The sequence below is a fragment of the Aquiluna borgnonia genome, from assembly GCF_013283855.1.
Taxonomy (GTDB): domain Bacteria; phylum Actinomycetota; class Actinomycetes; order Actinomycetales; family Microbacteriaceae; genus Aquiluna; species Aquiluna borgnonia.
This window is the reverse complement of record NZ_CP054056.1, coordinates 616,618-642,319: the sequence shown is the minus strand read 5'-3', so window position 1 is coordinate 642,319 and position 25,702 is coordinate 616,618. Positions and strand designations below refer to the sequence as shown.

21 protein-coding genes and 1 other RNA gene are annotated in these 25,702 nt (G+C 54.6%); 13 read left to right on the top strand and 9 right to left on the bottom strand.

Features of this window, described 5'->3' with window-relative positions; genetic code table 11:
* Positions 1 to 8 precede the first annotated feature (8 nt).
* A complete protein-coding gene (locus HRU87_RS03310; protein ID WP_173493523.1) occupies positions 9 to 2,366 on the top strand; it encodes a DNA gyrase/topoisomerase IV subunit A in 2,358 nt (785 codons plus the stop codon).
* Here the strand turns inward: HRU87_RS03310 and HRU87_RS03305 are convergent.
* A complete protein-coding gene (locus tag HRU87_RS03305) occupies positions 2,363 to 4,420 on the bottom strand; it encodes a DNA gyrase/topoisomerase IV subunit B (RefSeq protein WP_173493522.1) in 2,058 nt (685 codons plus the stop codon). The two genes, HRU87_RS03310 and HRU87_RS03305, sit on opposite strands and share 4 nt — an antisense overlap.
* A gap of 112 nt (positions 4,421 to 4,532) precedes the next feature.
* On the opposite strand from HRU87_RS03305, the gene HRU87_RS03300 reads away from it, so the two are divergent.
* Positions 4,533 to 4,730, top strand: coding sequence for a DUF7455 domain-containing protein (locus tag HRU87_RS03300; RefSeq protein WP_173493521.1), 198 nt, complete (start codon positions 4,533 to 4,535; stop codon positions 4,728 to 4,730).
* On the opposite strand, the gene HRU87_RS03295 is transcribed toward HRU87_RS03300, so the two are convergent.
* The 4 genes from HRU87_RS03295 to HRU87_RS03280 all read right to left on the bottom strand — a co-directional run bounded on the left by HRU87_RS03295 (position 4,717) and on the right by HRU87_RS03280 (position 8,721).
* On the bottom strand, positions 4,717 to 5,280 hold the full coding sequence (locus HRU87_RS03295; RefSeq protein ID WP_173493520.1) for a hypothetical protein: 564 nt from the start codon (positions 5,278 to 5,280) through the stop codon (positions 4,717 to 4,719). The two genes, HRU87_RS03300 and HRU87_RS03295, sit on opposite strands and share 14 nt — an antisense overlap.
* Positions 5,277 to 6,491, bottom strand: coding sequence for a MurT ligase domain-containing protein (locus HRU87_RS03290; RefSeq protein ID WP_173493519.1), 1,215 nt, complete (start codon positions 6,489 to 6,491; stop codon positions 5,277 to 5,279). The genes HRU87_RS03295 and HRU87_RS03290 overlap by 4 nt, the downstream gene beginning before the upstream one ends.
* Entirely contained in the window at positions 6,491 to 7,696 is a 1,206-nt protein-coding gene (locus tag HRU87_RS03285; RefSeq protein WP_173494247.1) for an RNA polymerase sigma factor, read from the bottom strand. Before HRU87_RS03285 ends, HRU87_RS03290 begins: the two co-directional genes overlap by 1 nt.
* 122 nt (positions 7,697 to 7,818) lie before the next feature.
* Complete coding sequence (locus HRU87_RS03280; RefSeq protein ID WP_173493518.1) at positions 7,819 to 8,721, bottom strand: proteasome assembly chaperone family protein; 903 nt, start codon at positions 8,719 to 8,721, stop codon at positions 7,819 to 7,821.
* Between the two features lie 31 nt (positions 8,722 to 8,752).
* Here HRU87_RS03280 and HRU87_RS03275 point away from each other — a divergent pair, with 31 nt between their 5' ends.
* From HRU87_RS03275 to glnA (HRU87_RS03245), 7 genes are all read left to right on the top strand, one after another.
* Positions 8,753 to 10,138 carry a leucyl aminopeptidase gene (locus HRU87_RS03275; protein WP_173493517.1) on the top strand — a complete coding sequence of 462 codons (1,386 nt, stop codon included), beginning with the start codon at positions 8,753 to 8,755 and terminating at the stop codon, positions 10,136 to 10,138.
* A gap of 43 nt (positions 10,139 to 10,181) precedes the next feature.
* Positions 10,182 to 11,555 carry a dihydrolipoyl dehydrogenase gene (lpdA, locus tag HRU87_RS03270; protein ID WP_173493516.1) on the top strand — a complete coding sequence of 458 codons (1,374 nt, stop codon included), beginning with the start codon at positions 10,182 to 10,184 and terminating at the stop codon, positions 11,553 to 11,555.
* Positions 11,556 to 11,566: 11 nt separating this feature from the next.
* On the top strand, positions 11,567 to 12,931 hold the full coding sequence (gene sucB, locus HRU87_RS03265) for a 2-oxoglutarate dehydrogenase, E2 component, dihydrolipoamide succinyltransferase (RefSeq protein ID WP_173493515.1): 1,365 nt from the start codon (positions 11,567 to 11,569) through the stop codon (positions 12,929 to 12,931).
* Between the two features lie 71 nt (positions 12,932 to 13,002).
* A complete protein-coding gene (lipB, locus tag HRU87_RS03260; protein ID WP_173493514.1) occupies positions 13,003 to 13,638 on the top strand; it encodes a lipoyl(octanoyl) transferase LipB in 636 nt (211 codons plus the stop codon).
* Entirely contained in the window at positions 13,625 to 14,617 is a 993-nt protein-coding gene (gene lipA, locus HRU87_RS03255; RefSeq protein WP_173493513.1) for a lipoyl synthase, read from the top strand. The genes lipB and lipA overlap by 14 nt, the downstream gene beginning before the upstream one ends.
* Before the next feature lie 13 nt (positions 14,618 to 14,630).
* On the top strand, positions 14,631 to 15,323 hold the full coding sequence (locus tag HRU87_RS03250; protein WP_173493512.1) for a DUF4191 domain-containing protein: 693 nt from the start codon (positions 14,631 to 14,633) through the stop codon (positions 15,321 to 15,323).
* A gap of 82 nt (positions 15,324 to 15,405) precedes the next feature.
* Positions 15,406 to 16,830, top strand: coding sequence for a type I glutamate--ammonia ligase (gene glnA, locus HRU87_RS03245; protein WP_173493511.1), 1,425 nt, complete (start codon positions 15,406 to 15,408; stop codon positions 16,828 to 16,830).
* Positions 16,831 to 16,873: 43 nt separating this feature from the next.
* Here the strand turns inward: glnA (HRU87_RS03245) and HRU87_RS03240 are convergent, their stop codons facing one another.
* Together HRU87_RS03240 and glnA (HRU87_RS03235) are read right to left on the bottom strand one after the other, a co-directional pair.
* Positions 16,874 to 19,759 carry a bifunctional [glutamine synthetase] adenylyltransferase/[glutamine synthetase]-adenylyl-L-tyrosine phosphorylase gene (locus tag HRU87_RS03240; protein WP_173493510.1) on the bottom strand — a complete coding sequence of 962 codons (2,886 nt, stop codon included), beginning with the start codon at positions 19,757 to 19,759 and terminating at the stop codon, positions 16,874 to 16,876.
* On the bottom strand, positions 19,759 to 21,099 hold the full coding sequence (glnA, locus tag HRU87_RS03235; RefSeq protein WP_173493509.1) for a type I glutamate--ammonia ligase: 1,341 nt from the start codon (positions 21,097 to 21,099) through the stop codon (positions 19,759 to 19,761). The genes HRU87_RS03240 and glnA (HRU87_RS03235) overlap by 1 nt, the downstream gene beginning before the upstream one ends.
* Positions 21,100 to 21,134: 35 nt before the next feature.
* On the opposite strand from glnA (HRU87_RS03235), the gene HRU87_RS03230 reads away from it, so the two are divergent.
* Positions 21,135 to 22,736 carry an NAD+ synthase gene (locus HRU87_RS03230; RefSeq protein ID WP_173493508.1) on the top strand — a complete coding sequence of 534 codons (1,602 nt, stop codon included), beginning with the start codon at positions 21,135 to 21,137 and terminating at the stop codon, positions 22,734 to 22,736.
* Positions 22,733 to 23,518, top strand: a complete 786-nt coding sequence (panB, locus tag HRU87_RS03225) for a 3-methyl-2-oxobutanoate hydroxymethyltransferase (protein WP_173493507.1) — start codon at positions 22,733 to 22,735, stop codon at positions 23,516 to 23,518. Before HRU87_RS03230 ends, panB begins: the two co-directional genes overlap by 4 nt.
* On the opposite strand, the gene HRU87_RS03220 is transcribed toward panB, so the two are convergent.
* Positions 23,515 to 23,694: a methionine aminopeptidase gene (locus HRU87_RS03220; protein WP_173493506.1), complete on the bottom strand. Its 180-nt coding sequence runs from the start codon at positions 23,692 to 23,694 to the stop codon at positions 23,515 to 23,517. The two genes, panB and HRU87_RS03220, sit on opposite strands and share 4 nt — an antisense overlap.
* 44 nt (positions 23,695 to 23,738) lie before the next feature.
* Between HRU87_RS03220 and map the strand changes: the two genes are divergently transcribed.
* Both map and ppgK read left to right on the top strand, forming a co-directional pair.
* Complete coding sequence (gene map, locus HRU87_RS03215) at positions 23,739 to 24,602, top strand: type I methionyl aminopeptidase (protein WP_173493505.1); 864 nt, start codon at positions 23,739 to 23,741, stop codon at positions 24,600 to 24,602.
* Entirely contained in the window at positions 24,603 to 25,361 is a 759-nt protein-coding gene (ppgK, locus tag HRU87_RS03210; RefSeq protein WP_173493504.1) for a polyphosphate--glucose phosphotransferase, read from the top strand. It abuts the gene before it with no gap.
* Here ppgK and rnpB read toward each other — a convergent pair.
* Positions 25,361 to 25,700: RNase P RNA component class A (gene rnpB, locus HRU87_RS03205), an RNA gene on the bottom strand. The genes ppgK and rnpB overlap by 1 nt on opposite strands.
* Positions 25,701 to 25,702: the final 2 nt, after the last annotated feature.

Sequence of the window (25,702 nt, the reverse complement as noted above, 5' to 3'; positions counted from 1 at the left end):
CAGGAACCATGTCCGAAAACAAAGAGCGCATAGTTGACATTGACGTCGGCAAAGAGATGCGTGAAAGCTTCCTGGAGTATTCCTACTCAGTTATCTACTCTCGAGCACTTCCCGATGCCCGAGACGGACTAAAACCCGTTCAGCGCAGAATCATCTACCAGATGGGCGAAATGGGACTGCGTCCGGATCGGGGCCATGTCAAATCAGCTCGAGTAACCGGCGAGGTGATGGGAAAACTCCACCCTCACGGTGATGGTGCAATCTACGACGCGCTAGTACGCATGTCACAGCCTTTCACGCTGAGGATTCCTCTGATCGATGGCCACGGAAACTTTGGATCTCTAGATGACGGTCCTGCAGCGGCCCGCTACACCGAAGCCAGGCTCGCTCCCGCAGCACTGCTTCTGAACGAGTCACTCGATGAGGACACCGTAGATTTTGAGCCTAATTACGATGCTCAGCTGACTGAGCCATCCGTCCTACCAGCAGCATTTCCAAACCTTCTGGTGAATGGCGCCAGCGGCATCGCAGTTGGTATGGCAACCAACATGGCACCCCACAACCTCAAAGAGGTGATAGCTGCTCTGGTTCACCTAATTTCAAACCCAAACGCAAGCACCGCTGAGCTAATGGAACACATTCCTGGTCCTGATCTCCCAACCGGCGCCGTTGCACTTGTGGCCGAGTCGCTTCGGGAGGCCTACGAGACCGGACGAGGCAGCTTCCGAATGCGCGCACGAGTATCGGTTGAGAGTGTTGGTCCTCGCCGAACCGGCCTCGTAGTAACAGAACTCCCCTACCTGGTAGGTCCCGAGAGGGTGATTGACCGAATTCGCGACGCGGTCAGTGCCAAAAAACTTGAGGGAATCCACAACGTGGTTGACCTTACCGACCGAGATAACGGTTTGCGGTTGGTAATTGAACTAAAAACTGGATTCAACCCTGATTCGGTAATGGAGGCGCTGTATCGGCTGACACCACTGGAGGAGGCCTTTAACGTCAATAATGTCGCCCTGGTTAATGGCCGTCCCCAGCAGCTCAGCCTCAAGCAACTTCTAGAGGTGTATCTCCTGCACCGCCTGGAGGTCGTTCGAAGAAGGAGCGAGTCCAGGCTTTCGAGAAGAAGATCGAGGCTCCACCTGCTTGAGGGGCTTCAGGTTGCGGTACTCAACATTGATGAGGTCATTGAGGTTATTCGGACATCAGACACCGCAGAGCTAGCCAGAACAAGGCTGATGCAGGTATTTGACCTAAGTGAGCTTCAGGCGGACCACATTTTGGAATTGCGCCTGCGAAGGCTAACCAGATTTAGCGTGATTGAACTGGAGACTGAGGCGGATCAACTCCGCAAAGAGATTTCCGAACTTCAATCATTGCTGGAGTCGGAAAGTCTCATGAAGACAACTATTAGGCGCGAACTCGAAGAGGTCTCTGAAAAGTATGGTTCACCACGCAGAACGCAGTTGATAGATTCTGCGGGAATGGTGGTCAGCAAGAAGCCCGTCGTGGTCCAAGAGTTGATTGATGAGCCGACCTTCGTATGCGTAACGCCAACTGGCAAGCTTTACCGAACCAGCAACCTTCCGGTTGACAGACAGACCCTCGATGCGAGGATTATCGAGACCACTACGAGGTCCGATTTAGCACTAATCACCTCCGATGGCGTTGCTCACTCCGTCCACGTCGCCGATCTCCCAAGTATTTCTGCAGCCGTAACACCTGATCTACCAGAGCCAGAATCTCTCATCGGCACAAAGTCGAGCCGGGTCGTTGGCGTCATCCCCTGGAGATCAAATATGACATTTGCAATCGGGACTTCAGGCGGCGTAGTTAAGCGATTCACAGGTCCACTCCCCGAAAAGCAAGAGGTCCCGGTAATTTCCCTCAAGGAATTTGATGAGGTGATTGGTGTCTGCGAGTCAACCGATGGCGGCGAGATTGCATTCGTGAGCTCGACAGGAAATCTGTTGATTTTCAATGCCGATACCGTTCGGCCACAGGGGCTACCCGCCTCCGGCATGGCAGGAATGAACATCTCCGAGGGTCGGGCCATCTATTTCGGCAACGCCATCGACGATGGTGTGCTTGTGACTGCCGCAAACTCCGCAATGGCACTCGGCGGGACGGATGCTGGAAGCGCCAAGGTAACGAGGCTTGTTGCATACCCCCGGAAGGGTAGAGCTGCCATGGGCATTCGAGCCCACCGCTTCCTCAAAGGAGAAGACCAGCTCTACTTCGCAACGATCGCGAAGTCTCCAGCGAGACTATTCGACCTAGATGAGAAAAGAATCCAAGGGCCTCAGACTGATGACCGTCGAGACGGCTCGGGTACACCTATTTCCACCTACCTAGGTGGAGCACTTTAGGCGTCGATCCGCTCGCGGTCGAAGCTATCAGCAGAGTCGATAATGAAGTCTCTGCGCGGAGCAACTTCATTTCCCATCAGCAATTCAAAGACCTCATCCGAGAGCTGAGCGTCATCGGCAGTTATCCGCCTGAGCATGCGATTTCCCGGATTCATGGTGGTTTCGGCTAGCTGATCGGCGTCCATTTCGCCAAGGCCCTTGTAGCGCTGAATGGGATTTAGGTAGGTCTTGCCCGATTTCTCCAACTTTGTGAGTAGGTCATTGAGTTCAGATTGCGAGTAGGTGTAAACGGGCTCCTTCGAGCGCCCATTCTGAACCATGACTCGGTGAAGCGGTGGGACGGCTGCGTAAACCCGGCCGGCTTCAACTAACGGACGCATGTATCGGAAAAACAGTGTGAGCAGCAGTGTTCTAATGTGAGCGCCGTCCACATCTGCGTCGCTCATGAGGATGATTTTTTCGTAACGCACCGAATCTAAATCGAAGGTTCGACCCGAACCTCCACCGATTACCTGAATGATAGAGGCGCACTCGGCATTGGAAAGCATGTCGGAGACAGACGCTTTTTGTACGTTGAGTATCTTTCCGCGAATCGGCAGCAACGCCTGGAATTTTGAGTCGCGGGCTAACTTTGCAGTTCCAAGTGCGCTGTCGCCCTCCACAATGAATAGCTCACTGCCCGCAGTAGCATCGGCACGACAATCAACGAGTTTGGTGGGTAGTGATGATGACTCGAGGGCGTTCTTTCTCCGCTGGGTGTCTTTCAGGCTTCGGGCGCTGATTCTTGCCTTAGCCTCGCTAACTACTTTGTCCAACAAGGCATCAACCTCGGTTTTGGTTCCGCGAATACCTCCACTGAGAAAGTTGTCCAGCCAAGCGCCAATACCATTGGCCACGATTTGCTTGATCGCCGGAGTACCCAGAGTTTCCTTGGTTTGCCCCTCAAACTGAGGCTCCGGAAAACTGACTGCAACGACCGCAGTCATGCCGGCAAAGATGTCGTCACGTTCGATTTTTAGGCCGTTGGCCTTTAGCTTTCTAGAGTTAGCCTCAATAGCTCCTCGAATCGACTTTAGAAGGCCCAGTTCGAAACCTGCCTGGTGACTCCCACCCTTGGGTGTGGCGATGATGTTCACAAAGGTTTTGAGCTCAGTGTCAAAGCCCTGACCCCAGCGAAGGGCAATGTCAACCTTGGCATTGCGCTCGACCGCCTTGGAAACCATAGACCCACTGTCTTCATCCAGAACCGGAACGGTCTCCTCAAAAGTTGTCTCAAATTGAATTCTTTTGGTTGGGACGATGGCTAGATCCTTAGCCAAGAACTCCGCGTATTCGGCAATGCCGCCTTCGAACTGGTATTCAAGCTTTGTGGCTGAAGATTCATCAGTAGCCAGGAGCTTCAGGCCTGGAACCAAAAAGGCTGTTTGCCTCAGCCGGTTTTCCAAATCCTGCAGCGAAAAAGCGGCCGATGCTTCAAAGATCTGCCGATCTGGCCAGTATCTGACTCTGGTTCCCGTGACACCTTTGGCAACTTTGCCGATCTTGGTTAGCTCACTGCCATCCTCAAAGGCGGTGAAGCTCGCATCCGGGCCAGCTCCAGAAAACCTTCCCGGCTCCCCCCTGCGAAATGACATCTGATAGGTGGCGCCATCTCGGTCAACCTCAACGTCCAGTCTCGAACTCAAGGCATTTACAACAGATGCGCCAACGCCATGCAAACCACCAGATGCTGCGTAGCTACCGCCACCAAACTTTCCACCGGCGTGCAGCTTTGTGAAGACCACCTCAACTCCGGTGAGTCCGGTTCGAGGCTCAATGTCAACCGGGACACCACGGCCGTGATCGGCGACCGAAAGTGAACCGTCCGAATGGGCAATGACCTCGATTTGATTTCCATGACCTGCGAGAGCCTCATCAACCGAGTTATCGATAATTTCCCAGAGACAGTGCATGAGTCCGCGCGCATCGGTAGACCCGATGTACATGCCCGGACGCTTACGAACGGCCTCTAGCCCCTCTAGGACAGAGAGGTGCCTGGCTGAATAGGTTTCCACTTGGGAAATCTAACTCAGAGTCCAGAGTTGTTTGAGCTGCCACTTCGCAGTTAGCGAAACAAAGGGTAAATAGCGGAATCAATAACCCTAAAGCTGGTTGAATAGTCGCAACATGGAAAACGTAAAAGAGTCCCCTCGGCTTATAGCTACTGACCGCTGCGATGTATGCGGAGCCCAGGCCTACATTCGAGTTGAGATGGAAACTGGCGAACTGCTCTTTTGCGCCCATCACGGGAATGCCAACAAAGAGAAGCTCCAACCGCTAACCATCAACTGGCACGACCAGTCTGAGGACCTCAGCCAAAAGTAGTGTTGCTTCGGGCCTTGGCGGCCAATGCCTCCAACGCCCCCATCCGCTCCAACTTAATCTCCACACCCATGGCTCCAACCATGCTCTTCAAAACATGTGGGTTCTTAGCGAGCAACGGACCAAATAATGTGGTGGCGATGAAATTTCCCTTGCGAAAAACCTTTGGGCTTGAGACCAAAGAGTTGTGGTAGCCCCAAATTTCACTATCGCCATCTTGCTCTGATACGAATGCTGAGACTCGATCTGTGAAATCAAGTTCGATGCCCAAGTCTGAGGCCAATAGCTCATAGCTTCGCCCCACCAGCAGAGTTGGCAAACCGGATTCCAGCCTGAGAGAAAGCGTGGGTACCAACGCCCGGAGCTCCGACTCATACTTGGCGGCGACAGCAATGGAACAATCGCCAATCAGCACAAAATCAGCATTTGAGGGCTCATTGACAACGCTGAAGCTCGAACCACTGGCACGGATGGCAGAAGTTATAACCTCTAGGTTCCCTTGATCGCCATTGTTGTTGAAATAGTGCGGTTGAAATGAATAAAGCCTTGTCATTTGGCCAACCCTAGGTATCTGCGGGTTCTTCGCATCGCATCTGCAGAAAACAAAATGGTGGCACTGTCGCCTTCCAGTCTCAAAAATGCCTCATTCGCCTTGTCAATCTCAGGTATTACTTGGCTCACTTGGACTCCTGCAGAAAAGAGCCTGAGTGCAAGTTCGTAGGCGTTGAATCCTCCGACGACGTCGACTTTGGAGAGTTTGGAGAAATCGACCGTCCACAACCAACTCGGATCGTGAATGTCCCTACCCGCCATGAGCATCAGCGGGGTTGGGGTGGTGTTCAACTTATCCAGGTTGAGCTGAAAGCTGGTCGGGTTTTGAACCAGCATCAATCTGACCTTTCGCCCCCTGATGATTGCATTCTCATCCCTAGCGAATACCGGCGGAAGGGTTTCAATGGTGGAAACCACCTTGGCGAAGTCAAGTGAGGTGAGCTCACTAGCCGCCAGCACAGCCGCTGCAGTATTCAAGGCGTTCGGAAGACTCTCATAGTCACCCGACAGTTTCACAAGTCTGCCCTTGACTCGAAGCTCGAGCTGCCCATCGGTGGCTGATTCGACAAGACAATCCCTGGAAAGTTCAGGATGTTCGCCAAAATTCAGGGCGTAGTCCGGGCCAATTTTGACTAGCTCCTCCCCCAGCCCAAAGCCGAGACTATTTGGGTGAGAAGCAGCGAACTGACTCAGGTTTTTGTCATCTCGATTGAAAACAATTTGGCTGGAATTGCCCGCAATGGTCGCGAGCTTTTCGACCACGTAAACAGGATCAATGAATCTATCGAGCTGATCGGATAGGACGTTAGTCAAAACGGCAAGTCTGGGTTTGAGGGTCTGAGAGAAAGCAGCCCCGTGACCCTCATCCCACTCCATCACAACTATGTCGGCATCGATCCGCCCCCTGAGGTCGGCAAACTGCAAAATTGCCGCGTAGAAGCCCTGCCGGATGTTTGCGGTCGATGGATTAGTAAAAACCTTGAGGCCGTGAGCCCTAAGCAGCTCAACGAGAATCTTCGTTGTCGAGGACTTACCCGCACTACCACTGACAACGACCAGGCCGAGCGGGGCCGATGCGATGGCATTTTCTAACAGCAGGGGTTGAATCTTGTAGGCCAAAGTCCCTGGCAGTGCAGAACCACCCCCGCGCCTTACCCGACGGAGCAAAAACCGCAGGGTCTTGCCGGCCGCCATGGCCAGGATTGTGCGCATTAGCTATCTAGATAGTCGCGCAGTAGTTGCGAACGAGACGGGTGACGCAGTTTCGACATGGTCTTAGATTCAATCTGACGAATACGCTCGCGGGTAACGCCGAACTTCTCACCAATCTGGTCGAGAGTCATCTGCACTCCATCTCCAAGCCCAAAGCGAGACCTGATAACTCCGGCCTCTCTGGGGTGAAGCGAATCTAGAACCCTCTCAAGCTCCTGCTGCAACATGGTGAAACCAACAGCATCGGCAGGCACGACAGCCTCGGTGTCCTCAATCAGGTCCCCAAACTCACTGTCGCCATCTTCACCAAGCGGCGTGGAAAGAGAAATTGGCTCACGCCCGTACTTCTGAACTTCGACAACCTTTTCCGGGGTCATGTCAAGTTCGGCAGCCAATTCCTCTGGGGTTGGCTCGCGGCCTAGATCTTGAAGCAGCTGGCGCTGAACCCTGGCCAGCTTGTTGATTACCTCCACCATGTGAACAGGGATACGAATGGTTCTAGCCTGGTCCGCCATGGCGCGAGTGATGGCCTGCCTAATCCACCAGGTTGCGTAGGTTGAGAATTTGTAACCCTTGGTGTAGTCGAACTTCTCTACAGCACGAATTAGACCGAGGTTACCCTCTTGAATCAAGTCAAGGAATTGCATGCCCCTACCCGTGTAGCGCTTTGCGAGGCTAACAACCAGGCGAAGGTTTGCCTCTAGCAGGTGACTTTTGGCTCGAGCACCGTCTTTGACCACCCATGACAGATCTCTGCGCTCAGCAGGAGAGAGGCTCTTTGCGGTGGCGAGGCGCTCCTCGGCAAACAAGCCCGCCTCAATGCGCTTTGCAAGCTCTACCTCGAGCTCGGCATTCAGCAGGGCGACCTTGCCGATTTGCTTCAAGTAGTCCTTGACCGGGTCCGCTGTCGCTCCGGAGATGGTTAGGTTCTGAACCGGAATGTCATCGTCGTCGTCGCTGAGCACCACTAAATCAGATGGAAGAGCCACAACCTCGGTGGCCAAATCCAAATCCTCATCCTTTGCAGGGTCCTCCACGACAGCCTCTGCCGCCTCAACCACCTCGGCCACGATGTCTTCAACAGACTCGATGTCGACTTCGTCCTCTAGGTCGACCTCATCTTCAGCGGCAGCCTCTACACCGCCCTTAGCTTTTGCCTTGGGCTTGGTGGCTTTTGCGGTGGCTTTGGATACGGTTGCGATGATGACCTCATTTTTTGGGCAGAGTTTAAACCCTTGTCAAGTCAGAAGACTCGCTAAGGGTTTGAGGAGCTAATTATGCCATTGAATTTGCTTCAGTTCAGTGGAAAAGAGCAGAATCCTGAAATTTATTCCGAGTCTTCAGAATTCCTTCTTATGCTCGAGAGGTATTTCTCCAACTCGTCGGCTATCTGATCCGCGCTGGGAGTTGGGGCGGAGGGCTTTCCGATTGGAGCCCTTGAAGGTCCGGTGCCACTCTGGTAGGTCTGCTCCAGCGTTGCAACTAGCTTTGAGAGCTCTTGATTTTCCTCCACTTGCGCATCTACCTTTGCTGCGAACTTGTTGGCTCGCTCTCGAATCTCATCGGAGGGGAAGACCAGTCCGGTGGCAGCGGTAATCAGCTCTAGGCCAGAGAGTGCGGCAGCCGGCACTTCGTTATCCGCAAGGTAGTGCGGAACCAAAAGGACAAACCCAACCACTGGAAGTGATTCGGCGCTGAGGCGATACTCGAGCATGTGTACGATGTTGCCAGGAACCTGGGTCTGCGGCTTCCACTCGCTGAAGCGATCAATCATGTCTGCACGATTTCCGGACACGGTGATGCCAATTGGCCTGGTGTGGGGAATCGGAAACGGAATTGAGTGGACCCAGGTGAGCGAAGAAATCTCGAAATCCTTAGCGATCTCAATAATCGCCTCGGTAAATGCCTCCCACTTGAAATCTGGCTCGTAGCCCTCGAGCAACAGAAAACTCTGTTCAGCCTCATCCTGGACAAGGTAAATACCGAGGGTGTTGGGCTCGTAGGACTCGATGTGATCTTTCTCGAAATAGAGGACCGGCCGGCGAGAGCGGTAATCCAAGAGTTGATCATTGTCGAACCTGATCAGAAGTTCGTTGTCGAGGTGGGCAAAGAAATGCTCGCTCAGCTGTGAAATCGTGCTTCCAGAATCGGTGAACCCTGAGAGCATCGCCACCAACGGGAGGCCCTTGAGCTCGGTGCGCTCACCATAGACGCGATACAGCTTGCTCATGTCCAGATACTAACTCACCTAAGCTCTTTGGGTGATCAAAATAACCACCGCCTCAGCTAATCCAAATTCCATCCACCAGGAAGCTATTCCCTATCTGAAAAGTGGACTAAAGGATCAAGTTCACACTATTTCGGACCAACAGCGCACTTTGGCAAAGGCTGACAGCAAACCTGGAAGCGTGGCCCGAATCGTGCTCGAGGACCGCTCGCTGCTCATCATTGGTTGCGGAGATACATACAACCCCATGAACTTTGCAGCGAACGCGCTCAGGGGGATGGCGCCAGGTGCTCCCCTGGTGCTGAGGGCAGCTGACGAGGCCGAAGCAAAGCAGCTAGTGATGGGCGTAATTTTGGGCCAGAAAACTCCCTCCGCCTACAAATCTGAGCAACCCGTTGACTCAGAGGTCGTGATTGTCCACCCAGACAAATTGACCTTGGAGCCTGAACTCACCACAGCACAGACCATCGTGCGAATTCGTGAGCTGATTAATCAGCCAGCCAACGACCTCTACCCCGAACTACTCGCCGAGAAGGCGAAGGAACTTGCAGAGGCTGTCGGAATAACCGTTGAGATCTGGGACCAGGAAAAATTAGAGCAGGAACGCTGCGGCGGAATACTTTCGGTTGGCAAGGGTTCCGTAAGGCCACCAAGACTGGTCAAACTGAGCTATTCGGGCGGCGGAAAACACCTCGCTCTGGTTGGGAAGGGAATTACCTTCGACACGGGTGGTCTTTCGCTCAAGCCTGCAGAGTCCATGGTTGGCATGAAGTACGACATGGCGGGATCGGCAACCGTTCTTGGAGCCATGATTGGCATTGCTCTGAAGAAAACAAAAATCAATGTCACCGGTTTCATGTGCCTTGCAGAGAACATGCCTTCAGGTGAGGCGACGAGGCCGGGCGATGTCATTCGGATTCGAAACGGAAAAACGGTAGAAGTACTAAACACCGATGCTGAGGGCCGCCTAGTGCTCGCCGACGGATTGAGCCTCGCGGCCGAATTATCTCCTGATCACATTGTTGATGTTGCCACGCTAACGGGTGCGGCCACCATCGCGCTCGGAAACCGCTACACCGGGCTTATGGGGACCGGTGCTGCCGTGAAGCTTGCCTTGGAATCCGCGCAACGCAGCAGGGAGCTGCTCTGGGAAATGCCGTTGCCAGTTGAACTGCGTGAGATCCTCAACTCAGAACTTGCGGACATCGCCAACGTCAAGATCGGAAACCGCGCTGGCGGCATGCTTGTGGGCGGACAGTTCTTGAAGGACTTTGTTCCAGAGGGGACTAGCTGGGCACATCTGGACATCGCACCCAGCGCGAATAATGACGCTGCGGCCTACGACATAACCCCGCAGGGGGCGACCGGTGTGATGATTAGAACGCTGATTGACATGGCCGACTCTTTGGCGAGCAGCTAGGTATTAGACTTGGGGCTGTTTGGCGACAACTTGGAGTAGCTATATGTCCGATCACAATTTTGACCTCGTAATCCTCGGAAGCGGCAGTGGTGGCTACGCGGCAGCCCTTCGCTCCGCTCAGTTGGGCATGAGTGTTGCTCTAATCGAGCGGGACAAGCTCGGTGGCACCTGTTTACACCGCGGCTGCATCCCGACCAAGGCTCTGCTTCACTCCGCTGAGGTCGCTGACGTAACTCGAGAATCCGCCATGTTCGGCGTGAACGCGACTTTTCAGTCGATCGACATGACCCAGGTAAACAAGTACCGGGACTCCATCATCGACAAGCTCTACAAGGGTCTCACCGGGCTGGTTAGCTCTAAGAGCATCACTTTCGTCCAGGGTGAAGGCCGGCTAACCGGTCCCAAGACTGTGACCGTAAACGGGGAGAACTACACGGGTAAAAACGTCATCCTTGCGACCGGCTCAAACACCCGCACGCTGGGGATTGAGATCGGAGGCCGCGTCATTACGAGTGATCAGGCCCTGCAGATGGATTTCGTACCTTCGAAGGTTGCGGTGCTGGGCGGTGGAGTAATCGGTGTTGAGTTTGCATCGATTTGGCGCTCATTCGGTGCCGAAGTGGTGATTATTGAAGGTTTTGACCGCTTGGTTCCAAATGAGGACCCAGCCATCAGCAAGGTACTCGAGCGCGCCTACCGAAAGCGCGGCATCGAATTCAAGCTTGGAAACAAGTTCAAGACCGTGTCCCAGAACGAATCTGGGGTTCAGGTAGAGCTAGAAAATGGCGACCAAATCACGGCTGACATATTGCTTGTCGCAGTTGGTAGAGGCCCGAACGCAACCGGCTTTGGCTTTGAGGAGCAGGGCGTTCAGATGGACCGCGGTTGGGTACTAACCAACGAGCGTTTGCAAACTAATCTTCCAGGCGTTTACGCAGTCGGTGACATCGTCCCGGGACTGCAGCTCGCACACCGCGGTTTCATGCAGGGAATCTTCGTTGCGGAAGAAATCGCCGGGCTCAAGCCCATGAAGGTGGACGAGATGGGAATCCCTCGCGTTACCTATTGTGAGCCTGAAATTGCGTCAGTTGGACTTACCGAAGCCCAGGCTCGCGAAAAGTACGGTTCCGAATCAGTTTCCACCTACGAGTACAACCTCGCCGGAAACGGGAAGAGCAACATCTTGGGCACCGCCGGAATCGTGAAACTAGTTCGCCAGATCAATGGTCCAGTGGTCGGTTTCCACATGATCGGCTCTCGTGCCGGGGAGCAAATTGGTGAGGCACAGTTGATCGTGAACTGGGAAGCTCACCCCGAGGATGTAGCACCTCACATCCACGCCCACCCAACCATGAACGAAGCCATCGGCGAGGCACACCTTGCTATCGCTGGCAAGCCACTCCACGCACACGCCTAAAGGAATCAACAATGAGCGAAGTAGTACTTCCAGCCCTCGGAGAATCTGTTACCGAAGGAACCATCACGCGCTGGCTAAAGAAGGTCGGCGACACAGTGGCCATCGATGAGCCGCTGGTTGAGGTCTCCACCGACAAGGTAGACACCGAGATCCCCTCCCCGGTCGCCGGCATCCTGCAGGAAATCCGTGTCCAAGAGGACGAGACGGTTGCCGTCGGAGCAGTCCTAGCTGTCGTTGGCGAGGGTGCAGCGCCTGCTTCAGCGCCAGTAGCTGTCGCTCCAGCCGCAGTTACCCCCGCTCCGGTCGTTGAAGCCCCGGTGGTTGTTCCACCGCCAGTTGCGGCTGCGGCTGCGGCTCCGGTAACCCCGGCTCCAGTAGTTGCACCAGTGGCGCCGCCAGTCGTTGTCCCCGTCGCTGCACCAGCGGTGGCACCTGCTGCACCAGCAATTTCAGAGTCTCAAGACGAGTCTGATCCAAACTACGTGACCCCAATCGTCCGGAAGCTAGCTAACGACATGGGTGTAGACCTTGCTCAGGTAAAGGGGACTGGCGTAGGCGGACGCATCCGCAAGGAAGACGTACTTTCCCACGTGGCACCAACTGCTACCGTCGCGGCCTCGAGTGCGCCGGTTGTTCACCAGCCTGCAGCCGTCTCTGCCCTTCGAGGAACCTCGGAGCCGATGTCTCGACTTCGCAAGGTCCTTGCTGAAAGAGCAGTTGCTTCGATGCAGAACTCGGCACAGCTCACCACGGTCGTGGAGGTCGATGTGACCAAGATTGCGACCCTTCGTAAAAACGTTCAGGGTGCATTCGTCGCAAAGACCGGCAACAAGCTCAACTTCATGCCGTTTTTCACCCTGGCGGCGGCTGAGGGTCTGCAGTCACACCCAAAGATCAACTCAACCGTTGACGGTGAAAACATCGTTTACCACGGCTCCGAGAACATCTCTTTTGCTGTTGATACTGAGCGCGGTTTGCTGACACCAGTTATCCGGAATGCGGCTTCGCTAAACATCGCACAGATTGCAGGCCAGATTGCTGAACTAGCGGAGCGCACCCGAAGCAACAAACTGACCCCGGATGAACTAAGCGGTGGCACCTTTACCCTCACCAACACTGGAAGCCGCGGTGCTCTGTTTGACACCCCGGTGGTCTTCCTGCCGCAGAGCGCAATCCTTGGAACCGGAGTCGTTACCAAGCGTCCGGTGGTAGTCACCGATGCAGACGGCAACGATTCAATCGCCATTCGCTCAATGGTCTACCTTGCCCTGAGCTATGACCACCGCCACATCGATGGCGCGGATGCTTCCCGCTACCTAACCGACGTCAAGGCGAGACTCGAGGCTGGTGCCTTCGAGGCGAACCTGGGTATCTAGTAACAGCTCCTGGTAGTTCAGGCGGAAGTTGGCGAAATCACAAACCTAACCGAGAGAGGACTGCGGCACTAATGCCTGAGTTTATTGAGGTAGGTTTTGACCCGGATTTTGTTGGCTATCAGGAGGGCTACGACCTGCAGCTGAAGGTTCACGCCGATGTGGTTGCGGAGAAAAGGCCCAACACCGTTCTGCTTTTGGAGCACTCCTCGGTTTACACTGCGGGGAAGCGGACTGACGCCAGCGAGCTGCCAAATGATGGCAGTGAATTTGTGGAAACCAACCGGGGCGGCAAAATTACCTGGCACGGCCCTGGGCAACTTGTTGGCTATCCGATCATGCACCTCCCGCAGCCAATTGACGTCGTCAACTACGTGCGATGGATGGAGCAGGTCCTAATTGACACCATTGCACACTTTGGGGTTAGGGGCGAGCGGGTGATCGGGCGCACCGGCGTCTGGGTAGACGTTGCAGGCGAGTACGAAAAGGTTGCTGCGATTGGGATTCGCGTATCCGAAAAGGTCACCATGCACGGCTTTGCACTCAACTGCAATAACTCGCTAGATCCCTATGAACACATCATTGCCTGCGGAATCTCGGATGCTCGAACCACGACACTTTCAAAGCTAACCGGCGGGAACATTTCACCGCGAGATACGGCTAGCCTTATCAAGCAAATATTGGGAGAAATACCGAATGTCCGAATCTAAGCCCGAGCGCAAACTCCTCCGTCTTGAGGTGCGCAACGCCTCCACTCCCATCGAGCGTAAACCCGCCTGGATCAAGACCACGGCCAAGATGGGTCCGGAGTATCGTCAGCTGCAGTCTCACGTCAAGGAGCAAGGCCTCCACACCGTTTGCCAAGAGGCAGGTTGCCCAAATATTTTTGAGTGCTGGGAGGACCGCGAGGCGACCTTCCTAATCGGAGGATCTCAGTGCACCAGGCGCTGTGATTTCTGCCAGATTGACACAGGTAAACCGGCCGACTTCGATGCTGATGAACCTCGCCGAGTTGGCGAATCAGTCAAAAGCATGCAGCTGCGGTATGCGACCGTGACCGGCGTTGCCAGAGACGACCTAGAGGACGAAGGCGCTTGGCTTTACGCAGAGACCATTCGGCAAATTCACCAGCAGTCAATCGGGACGGGCGTTGAGATTTTAGTTCCGGACTTCAGTGGCAAACCAGAGCTACTCCAGCAGGTCTTTGACGCCAGCCCCGAAGTCTTCGCTCACAACGTGGAGACAGTTCCAAGAATCTTCAAGAGAATCAGACCGGCCTTCAACTACGAGCGATCGCTTGATGTGCTCACACAAGCCAGAAATGCCGGAATGGTCACAAAGTCCAACCTAATTCTCGGCATGGGCGAGGAGCGCTCTGAAATTTCCCAGGCGCTCCAGGACCTGCATGATGCCGGCACGGACATCATCACAATCACCCAGTACCTAAGACCTTCCCCTCGACACCATCCGGTTGAGCGCTGGGTGAAGCCTGAGGAGTTTGTCGAAATGGCAAAGGAGGCCGAGGAAATCGGATTCCTCGGCGTGCTATCCGGACCCCTTGTTCGCTCCAGTTACCGAGCGGGACGCCTGTGGGCTACAAGCATGATCGCGAAGGGTAGGCCCATTCCTCAGGAGCTGAAACACCTCGCCGACAAAGTTGAGTTCGCGCAAGCCAGCGCCATTGCCTGAGTAAACTACTGGGATGGCTAAGAACCCGAAGAATCCAGGCAGAATGCGCCAGTTGATGCGCGTTTACAAAATAACTGCCAAGAATGACCCCGCCGCCCTGTGGCTCTCGCTGTTGAGCTTCCTGGGAGTAATTGCTCTCGGTCTATTGGTTGGTTGGTTGGTCAATGGACTCAACACTTTCGGGTTCTGGCTTTGGGTAATCACATCCGTGGTCAGCGGAGCACTGGTCTTCATGATCATCATGTCAAAGCGTGCAGAGCGCAACGCCTACATGCAGATTGAGGGTCAGGCAGGTGCCGTTGGCGCAGTGCTAGATTCGCAAATCAGACGCAGCTGGCGCGCATCTTCCACCCCAGTAGCGGTGAATGCCAAAACTAGAGAGGCCGTCTACCGAATGATTGGCCCAGCTGGTGTAGTTCTAATCGGAGAAGGTTCCGGCGTCAGGATCAAGCAAATGCTGGACGATGAGGCAAGAAAGATTTCCCGCAGTGCACCTGGAGTCCCAGTAACGAAGCTGCATGTCCACATCGATGGTGGGGTGAGACTGCACGCTCTCCTTTCAACCGTTTACAAGGTGAAGAAGTCGCTAAATCGCTCTGAGGTCACCACCGTTGCAAACCGCTTGGATGCGCTTGCCGGCTCCGCGCTGCCGATTCCAAAGGGTATTGACCCGATGAAAATGCGTGCCCCAAAGCGCAAGGCTTAACATTCCCGAAACAAAACCGCAGTAAATTGTGAACATTCCACCCGGAATGTCGCGCTAAGCAAACCCAAGAGAGGGCACTTTCATGTTCAAAACTGCCTCCGAGGTGCTTGCCTACATCAAGGAAAACGATGTCAAATTCCTAGATGTTCGCTTCACCGACCTACCAGGCGTCCAGCAGCACTTCAACCTGCCGGTTTCCCAGATTGACGAAGACTTCTTCGCAAATGGCCAGCTATTTGACGCTTCGTCAATTCGCGGCTTTGCTTCAATTCACGAATCAGACATGCAGTTGATTCCAGATGTCACCACCGCGTACATCGACCCATTCCGCATTGAGAAGACTCTGATCATCTCCTTCGACATCTACAACCCGAGAAACGGTGAGCTCTACCACCGCGACCCTCGCCAGGTTGCTCACAAGGCTGAGCGCTACCTTGCCTCAACTGGTATTGCAGACACTGCATTCTTTGCCCCAGAGGCAGAATTCTTCATCTTCGATGAGGTTCGCTACGAGACTAAGGCCAATACCGCATTCCACATCGTGGACTCGGTTGAAGGTGCCTGGAACTCTGCTCGTCACGAAGAGGGTGGGAACCTAGGAAACAAGACCCCGTTCAAGGGTGGCTACTTCCCAGTGTCTCCAGTTGACCACCTTGCCGACATTCGCGATGCAATCGTGCTTGAGCTTGAGGCTGCAGGCCTCGACGTAGAGCGCAGCCACCACGAGGTCGGAACTGCTGGACAGTGCGAGATCAACTACCGCTTTGACACCCTGGTGAAGTCTGCTGACGACGTCCTGAAGTTTAAGTACATCGTCAAGAACGTCTCTCACCAGTATGGAAAGACTGCGACCTTCATGCCAAAGCCACTCTTTGGCGACAACGGCTCCGGTATGCACGTTCACCAGTCACTGTGGAAGGACGGCAAGCCGCTGTTCTATGACGAGTCCGGCTACGGTGGTCTCTCTGACCTGGCTCGCTGGTACATCGGTGGTCTGCTGAAGCACGCCCCAAGTTTGCTGGCTTTCACAAACCCAACCGTGAACTCTTACCACCGTCTAGTCCCAGGCTTTGAAGCACCAGTGAACCTGGTCTACTCAGCCGGTAACCGCTCGGCTGCTATCCGTATCCCAATGACCGGATCTAACCCGAAGGCTAAGCGCATTGAGTTCCGTGCTCCAGATGCCTCAGGAAACCCATACCTGGCTTTCGCGGCAATGCTGATGGCCGGTCTAGATGGAATCAAAAACCGCATTGAGCCACACGCTCCGGTCGACAAGGACCTATACGAGCTGCCACCAGAGGAGGCGAAGTCCATTCCTCAGGTTCCAGGTTCGCTAGGCGGAGTTCTCGAAGCCCTAGAGCAGGACAACGAGTACCTGAAGCAGGGCAACGTCTTCACAGACGACCTGATTGAGACCTGGATCGACTACAAGCGTGAGAAGGAGCTAAAGCCACTGGCGCAGCGCCCTCACCCTTACGAGTTCGAGCTCTACTACGGCGTCTAAGAATCAAACAGAGAAGGCGGGTCCGAAAGGGCCCGCCTATTTTTTACGCGAAGTACTTCTCGAAAGCACTGCGGGATTTGCGCGTGGCAGCCAGGTAATCCTGCTCAAATTGACTAGCGCCACCTGGCTGATACTCCAAAATCCGAGCCATGGCCTCCAACTGACGAAGGTCAGTGGGTAAGACATCCAAGCGTTTATCCGATGCCAGCACCTGGGCGCTTCTGGACCTGGACGCAATCATCCAGCCGGCCAGCAGCCGATCACTGGATTCCCTGTCGATGATGCCGAGCTCCCCCAGCTCTCTAAGCGCCTTGACGGTTGAAATGGTCTTGAGGCTAGGGTGAGTGGCAGCGTGAGCAATTTGCATCAGCTGGACCAGCCACTCAACATCTGAGAGTGATCCTCGACCGAGCTTGAGGTGGCGGGCGGGGTCAGCTCCCTGGGGCAGTCGCTCGTGCTCGACCCTGGCCTTAATACGACGAATTTCAATCAGAGTCTTTGCCGGAACGCTTTCTGGGTAGCGATAGGAATCGATTAGTGATTTGAACGAATCCTGGAGCTTGACCGAACCGCTCACAACCCTCGCTCTGAGCAGAGCCTGAAACTCCCACGGCTCTGCCCAGCGCTCGTAGTAACCGGCATAGCCCTGAAGAGAGCGAATCAGGGGGCCATTTTTCCCTTCAGGCCGTAATCCCAGATCTAATTCAAACTCCAACAGGTAATCGCGCACCAGCGTTAGCAGCCGCTGGGCGATCTGCTCCCCGTGAGCTTGAGAGGTTAGTTCCTGAGAGTCGTAAACCAACATGCCGTCGGCATCCGAACCAAATCCAAGTTCCTCTCCACCCCAGCGACCCATTGCCACCACGGCCACATCAAACTCGGCGTTGACCTCAGATTTGGCGAGCTCGAGCATGTTCGTAATGTAGGCGTCTGTGATTTCCGAAAGGCCGAGAGAAATCTCCTCCAGTGTTGTCACTCCGAGAACAGCTCCAATGGAAACTCTCAACACCTCGCGGCGACGAATGTTTCTTATCGCCTCCGCTGCCGAACCGACATCCCCAGCCCGCTCCGCGACCGATGCCATTTCACTGCTTATGCCCTCTAGAGGAATTGGCCTGAGCGCCTCCTCGTCCCCAAACCACTCCGAGGAATCAGGAATGTGCTCAAGCAATTTTGCAATGTATTCGGAGGAAGACAGCACACGCATCAAGCGTTCCGCTGCCCCAGATGAGTCCCTAAGCATCCTCAGGAACCAGTGGGTCTCCCCCAGCGATTCACTTAGCCTACGGAAGCTAATTAGCGCGCGATCGGGATCAACCCCATCTGCCATCCAGCGAATTAGAACTGGCAGCAATGTGCGCTGGATAGTGGCCCTTCTTGACACACCAGAGGTGAGGGCGGAAATGTGAGCTTGGGCGCCCTTGGGATCCCGGAATCCAAGAGCACTTAGACGCTCTTGGACCTCTCGCTCCGAGAGAGAGATGTCCCCTGGCTCTAGATTCGCCATGGCCATCAGCAGCGGTCGATAGAAAACACTGTCGTGCAGGGCGGCAACCTCTAGACGGACACTTCGCCAGATCTGCTCGAGTTCCTGAGTCTTCAGCCCCAGCCCCCTGGCGACCCTGCGTAACTCGGTTTCGGAGTTGGGAAACAAGTGGTCGCGCCGAAGCCTGGAGAGCTGAACCCGATGCTCGATTGCCCTTAGGGTCTGGTAGTGCCGAGAGAATGCGGCCGAATCCTTTCGCGAAATAAATCCGCTTTCAGCCAGTGCCTCAAGGGCCGATAACGTGTCTGGAACCCTGACTGACTCGTTTGTCACCCCGTGCACCAACTGCATCAATTGCGCCGTGAATTCAACGTCCCTGAGCCCGCCGCGACCGAGTTTGATCTCACGATCTTTTTCCCCGGCTGGGATAAGGTCTAGAACCCGTTTCCTGAGATGCCTCGCGCTCTCAACAATTGCGGAGCGGTTGGTTCGACTCCAAACGAGCGGTTTAATCGTGGATTCGTAGCGGGCTCCAAGCTCGCTATCCCCGGCCACAAAACGGGCCTTGAGTAATGCCTGGAACTCCCACTCCTCAGCCCATTTCTCGTAGTAGGCGAGGTGAGATTCCACTCTACGAACCAGCGCGCCGGACTTTCCCTCAGGCCTGAGGTTCGGATCAACCTGCCATAATCCAGGTTCAAGCGAGGGCTCAGAGATTATTCGAGCCAACTTGGTGGCTAGTTTGGTGGCGATTTCAATGGTTTGTTCAGCATCACCGTCCGCTACGTAAATAACGTCGACATCCGACACATAGTTGAGCTCTCGCGCTCCACATTTACCCATGGCAATGACCGCAAGCTTGGTTTGGGCTATAGCCTGGGCGTCGAAACGACCCTCTTGGAGGGTTTGCTCCCTGGCAAGTTTTAGAGCACCCTCCAAGGCTCCAGCCGCGAGATCACTTAGCGCTGCTGTGACCGCCTTGATCGGCTCCCGGTAATCGGTGTGGCTTAGGTCAAAGTCCGTAATCTGAAGGAGCTTCGCAAAGTAGTTGCGCTTCAACTCATCGTCGCTATTGGCCTTCAGAACAAGTAACTCAGACTCGATAGGAAGCTGAACCGGATTGAGAAATGTGTCCAGGGAGGAGGTGTTCCTGACCAAGTAGTCGGAAAGTCCCATGGACGAGCCCAAGACCCGAGCCAAACGGGTTGCATTTTCCTCTTTTGCAAGCAACTTGGAGATCTCTTTTGGGGCGATCTCAGACAGCCTGATGAACCCATCAAGCGCTAAGTCGGGCGATGCAGCAGCCGAAAGGTAAGACATGGCGGATCGTCCACGGTCTCCGACCAATGAGACCAGGCGCTCTAACTTCGGTATGGTCTGCGAGAGCTCTTCGAAACCGAGCCTTGCCAGTTCAGACAGACTGCCGCTTCTTGCCTCAGCCATTAGAGAGTGCGGAGGTTTTGCTCAATTTCAAATGGGGTCACTTGCGAGCGGTATTGAGCCCATTCGTTGCGCTTGTTAGCCAAAACGTAGCTGAAGACGGACTCTCCCAGCACCTCTGCCGCCAAGTCGGAAGTTTCAAGCTTTCGAATGGCGTGGTCCAGAGACTGCGGGAGAGACTCTATGCCCATGGCTCGCCGTTCCATGTCGCTCAGCGACCACACATCGTCTTCGGTTTCTGCGCCGAGCTCGTAACCCTCTTCGATTCCCTTCAGGCCGGCACTCAAAAGCAGCGCGTAAGCCAGATATGGGTTTGCGGCTGAGTCCATCGCTCGATACTCGATGCGAGTGCTCTGACTCTTCTCAGGCTTGTGAAGCGGCACACGAATTAGCGCGGAACGGTTGTTGTGTCCCCAGCTCACGTAACTTGGAGCCTCTCCACCGCCCCACAGTCGCTTATAGCTGTTTACGTACTGGTTGGTAACCAGAGTTAGCTCTGGAGCGTGCTTGAGGATTCCCGCTATGAACTGCCTGGCCACAATGCTCAAGTGATACGGTGCAGCGGCATCAAAAAACGCGTTTCGATCTCCCTCAAATAGCGAGAAGTGAGTGTGCATGCCACTGCCGGGGTGGTTAGTGAAGGGCTTGGGCATGAAAGTTGCGTAGACACCCTGCTCAATCGCCACCTCCTTGATCACGGTGCGGAAGGTCATGATGTTGTCGGCCATCGAAAGCGCATCGGCATAACGTAGATCGATCTCGTTTTGACCGGGCCCGCCCTCGTGGTGACTGAACTCGACCGAGATGCCCAGCTGCTCGAGCATGGTGACGGCGCGCCTTCTAAAATCATGTGCCGTTCCACCCGGAACGTTGTCAAAATACCCAGCATTGTCGACCGGCACAGGTTGGCCATCAGGGCCCAACTCAGTTCCCTTGAGCAGGTAAAACTCGATTTCTGGATGAACGTAGAAGCTGAAACCCATTTTGGCTGCCTTGTCCAGAGCACGCCTCAAAACATTTCTGGGGTCCGCGTTGGCAGGCTTTCCATCGGGGGTCGCGATGTCGCAAAACATCCTTGCAGCGGGGTCTACGGTCCCGCGCCAGGGAAGAATTTGAAAGGTGGATGGGTCAGGCATCGCAAGCATGTCGGCCTCACTGGTGCGGGCCAGCCCCTCGATGGCAGAGCCATCAAAACCGATACCTTCAGCGAAAGCACCCTCGACCTCAGCCGGGGCAACAGCAACGGACTTTAGGGTTCCGGCAACATCGGTAAACCAGAGCCTGATGAACTTGACACCGCGCTCTTCAATGGTCCGAAGTACGAACTCTTGCTGCTTGTCCATAAACCCTCCTGCTACTAGCTAATAGGCTAGTGGCTGTGTTGCGAATAAAGGTCGGTTTAGCCCAGACAAACCCGGTGGTGGGTGACTACGCGCACAACGTTGATGAAATCAAAGAACTTTTAGCTAAGGCCGCCAAGAACTCACTGGATCTCGTGGTGTTCGGCGAACTAGCAATCAATGGCTACCCGCTTGGGGACCTTAGCTATCGCAGGGATGTAATTGCAGCCGGGGAAACCGCCCTAGAACAATTGACACGGGAAAGTCTTTCGTTTCCAGAGCTAACCATCGTGGTTGGACATGCCAGATTTGCCCGGAGTGAAAAACTGCAGTTGCAGGCATCGAACGCGATTGCCCACAACAGCGCTTCGGTCATCAGAAATGGCAAGATTCTAGGCGTCTACGACAAACAACGGCTACCAAACTATGACGTGTTTGATGACTGGCGAAATTTTATCCCCGGACAAAGTGAACTCGTCTTCGAAGTTGGTGACACCAAATGCGCAATCGCCATTTGCGAAGACATCTGGGATCCCAATTCTGAGAGAGCGGTCCGACTCGAGGCAATGGGCGTAGAGCTCGTTGTCGTTCCTAACGGTTCGCCCTACACGAGACTCAAATCCAAGGAGCGCAGGGAAGTTGCCAAGAGGTTCAGCTCAGGCCTTGCCCTCGCCTATGTGAATCTTGCCGGCGGACAGGATGAGCTGGTTTTCGACGGGGACAGCTTCCTGCTAGATGGCCGAAATGAGGTAATCAGCGCGGGGCTTGAACCCGGTCTCTACTTCCAGAACCAAGTACCTGAGTCAGATCCACTGGAAAAACTCTGGCACGTCTTGGTTATTGGCTTGCGGGATTACCTGCGCAAGACCGGGCAGAAGAAGATCGTGTTGGGACTAAGTGGGGGTATTGATTCGGCTGTCTGCGCAGCCCTGGCCGCAGAGGCAGTCGGAGTAGAGAATGTTTTAGGCGTGCTGCTTCCATCAAGGTATTCATCAGATCATTCAATTACCGACGCCGTTGCACTGGCGGAAAGACTTGGAATTGAACACCGAGTGGTTGAAATAGATGAGCCACACCAGAGCTTTGAGAACCTTTTGGACCTCAGCCCGTTAGCGTCGGAAAACATCCAGGCGAGAATTCGAGCCGTCATCCTCATGGGAATTTCAAACTCCGAGGGCTACTTGCTGATATCAACCGGCAACAAATCCGAGGTTGCCGTTGGTTACTCAACTATTTACGGAGATTCCGCAGGTGGCTTTGCCCCAATCAAGGACGTCTATAAAACCGACGTCTGGGCTCTGGCAAGAAAGTACAACGAGCTGAGGGGATCAGAGATCATTCCCGAAAACTCAATCTCAAAGCCCCCCAGCGCGGAACTTAGGCCAGGGCAGGTCGATCAGGATTCCCTCCCGGATTACTTTGAGTTAGACGCGATTCTGCAGATGCTCATCGAAGGCAATGCCACCCTGGAGGAAGTGGTAAGGGCGGGTCACGCAAGAGAAACGGCGAGCCGAATCGATCAGCTGGTTAGGGCTGCTGAGTGGAAACGGTCTCAAGGTGCAATTGGAACCAAGACCACCGACCTGGCTTTCGGCCGGGGTCGCAGGGTCCCGCTTACCACTAGATTTGGGAAACTATGAAGATACGCACCCAGACCCTAAGAGATTTCAAGGCTCAGGGGCAGAAATTCTCCGTCTTGACTAGCTATGACGCTTTGACCGCAGAGATCTTTGACGCTTCCGGGATCGAAGTCCTATTGGTTGGCGACTCCGCCAGTAACACGGTCTTGGCAAACGATGGCACCATCCCGATTACGCTCAGCGAAATGATTGCCTTTGGCAAGGCTGTCGCAAGGTCGGCAAGGAATGCCCTAGTCGTTTTAGATCTCCCCTTCGGAAGCTATGAGATCTCAGCTGAGCAGGCTCTGGAATCAGCCATCACCGCAATGAAGCAAACCGGCGTGGCAGCAGTCAAGCTCGAAGGTGCCAAACTAGAGCAAATCAAAGCCCTGGTGGGAGCAGGTATCCCGGTCATGGGCCATGTCGGCTTCACACCGCAGTCGGTGCATGCCCTTGGCGGCTTCAAGGTTCAAGGGCGTGGCGAAGGTGCCGAGGACATCTACGAGCAGTGTCTCGCCATTGAGAAAGCTGGGGCCTTCGCCATCGTCCTAGAAATGGTTCCCGCTGACTTAGCCCAAAGAATTACGAAGGCACTAACCATTCCAACCATCGGCATCGGAGCTGGCAACGCCACTGATGCTCAGGTTTTGGTTTGGACAGACTTTGCAGGTCTTAGCTCAAAAATCCCAAAGTTTGCCAAGCAGTATCTAAACCTAAGAGAACAATTGGGAGAGGCAGCAAAAAACTATCGGGACGAGATTCGCTCAGGCTCATTCCCGAGCGATGAGCAGAGTTTCAGCTAAGCCCAATCCTCGTCGTCCTGCTCGCGAATTTGTCTGGCTCGCTCGGCGATAGTTTGTTCCGCGAGCTTGGCCTGCTCATAAGTTTCAAAGGGACCTAGGCGATCAACCGACAGGGAAAGCTTCCCCTGCTCAACCGCTTTGGTTTTGGTGTTGAACCAATATTCGACTTTCTCCACGGAATGACTCTAGTGAACCCTTATTCAAAAATAGACTTACCCTCATGCCTAAAGACTCATCTGGAGCGCTCACGCCCGGAAAGCTAAGCCCGATGAGACAGGTGCCGACGGAGATTGTTCGCCCCGAGTATGTAGGTCGCCCCGGACCAAAGCCACATGAAGGCGGCGATCGGTATGACGAAGAAACGATTGTGAGGATACGCCGAGCTTCGAAAATTGCAGCCCAGGCTCTGAGCGTAGTTCTCGCGGCTGCAAAGCCCGGCATAACAACGGATCAGCTAGATGTGATCGGGCATGAATTTTTAGTCAGTCAGGGTGCCTACCCTTCAACTTTGGGCTACCGAGGATTCCCAAAGTCGTTGTGCTCCTCACTCAATGAAGTCATCTGCCACGGAATCCCAGACGATACCGTTTTGCAAGACGGAGACCTTCTAAACATAGACATTTCAGCCTTTTTTGACGGGGTCCACGGCGACACCAACGGCACAGTGTTGATTGGCTCCGCATCGCAGGAGCTAGAGCTGCTTGTTGAAAGAACCAGGGAAGCGATGCTCAGGGGAATCAGAGCCGCCCTACCCGGGCGTCAGGTAAACATCATCGGTAGAGCCATCGAGAGCTACGCAAAGCGCTTCGGTTACGGGGTGGTCAAAGAGTTTACGGGCCACGGGGTCGGACCTAGTTTTCATACCGGACTGATAATCCCGCACACCGATGACCCCGAATACGACACCATCATCGAACCGGGCATGGTATTCACGGTTGAACCCATGATTACCCTGGGCACAGCTGATTGGGACATGTGGCAGGACGGCTGGACCGTGACAACCAAGGACAAGAAGCACACCGCACAATTCGAACACACCATCTTGATTACCGAAGATGGTCCAGAGATTCTAACGGAGGCGTAGTTGGCCAAAAAAGCGATCGGCATCGATGTTGGCGGGACCGGCATCAAAGCGGCCCTGGTTGATATCAAGCGAGGGGCGCTGCTCTCCGAGCGAATCCGCATTGCCACCCCTGAGGGCGGTGAACCCGAGGACATTGCCAAAGCGTGCCAAGGAATCCTCGAGGACCTGGGGGTCAACGTCAGAAACTTCCCGGTTGGAGTTTGCTTCCCGGCCGTTGTGAAGCATGGCTTCACCCAGTCAGCAGCCAATGTTTCTAAGCGCTGGATTGGGCTGAATGCGGACGAACTATTTGAAACCAATCTCGGACGCCACGCTCATGTGATCAATGACGCGGACGCCGCCGGTGTAGCAGAAATCAAGTTTGGAGCAGGACAAAACTCACACGGTCTCACCATCATGACCACCCTGGGTACTGGGATTGGCACCGCTCTGTTTTACAACGGAGTCCTGATTCCCAACGCCGAACTCGGTCACCTTGAAATAGAAGGTGTCGACTATGAAACCAAAGCGGCCTACAGCGCCATGGAGCGCGAGAACCTGAGTTTTGAAAGCTGGGCCGAGCGACTTCAGAAGTATTACTCGGCTCTTGAGAGGCTTCTTGTACCGGATCTGTTCATAGTTGGTGGCGGCATCTCAAAACAACATGAGAAGTTTCTCCCCTTGCTGAACCTCAAGACCCCAATCGTTCCGGCGACAACCAAAAATTCTGCAGGGATTATTGGAGCGGCAGCGCTGGCATACGCTTCTGGGACAAATTAGTAGAGGGTCAACCGATACGCCGGGTTCTGTAGTGCCGAAGCACTGACGGCCATCTATCTCGGCCTGCAGTTACCCGCAGGCTCTAGCGACCTACCCGAAGGCTAAGCGAGCAGCTGTAGCACCTTCTGCTTGGTCTTGCTCCCGATGAGGTTTACATAGCCAGACCAGTCACCTGATCTGCTGGTGGTCTCTTACACCACCGTTTCACCCTTACCCTTGCGGGCGGTTTACTTTCTGTTGCACTGTCTCTCGAGTTTCCTCGGGTGGGCGTTACCCACCATCGCGCTCTGTGGAGCCCGGACGTTCCTCGACATCTGTCGCGGCCGTCTGGTTGACCCTCT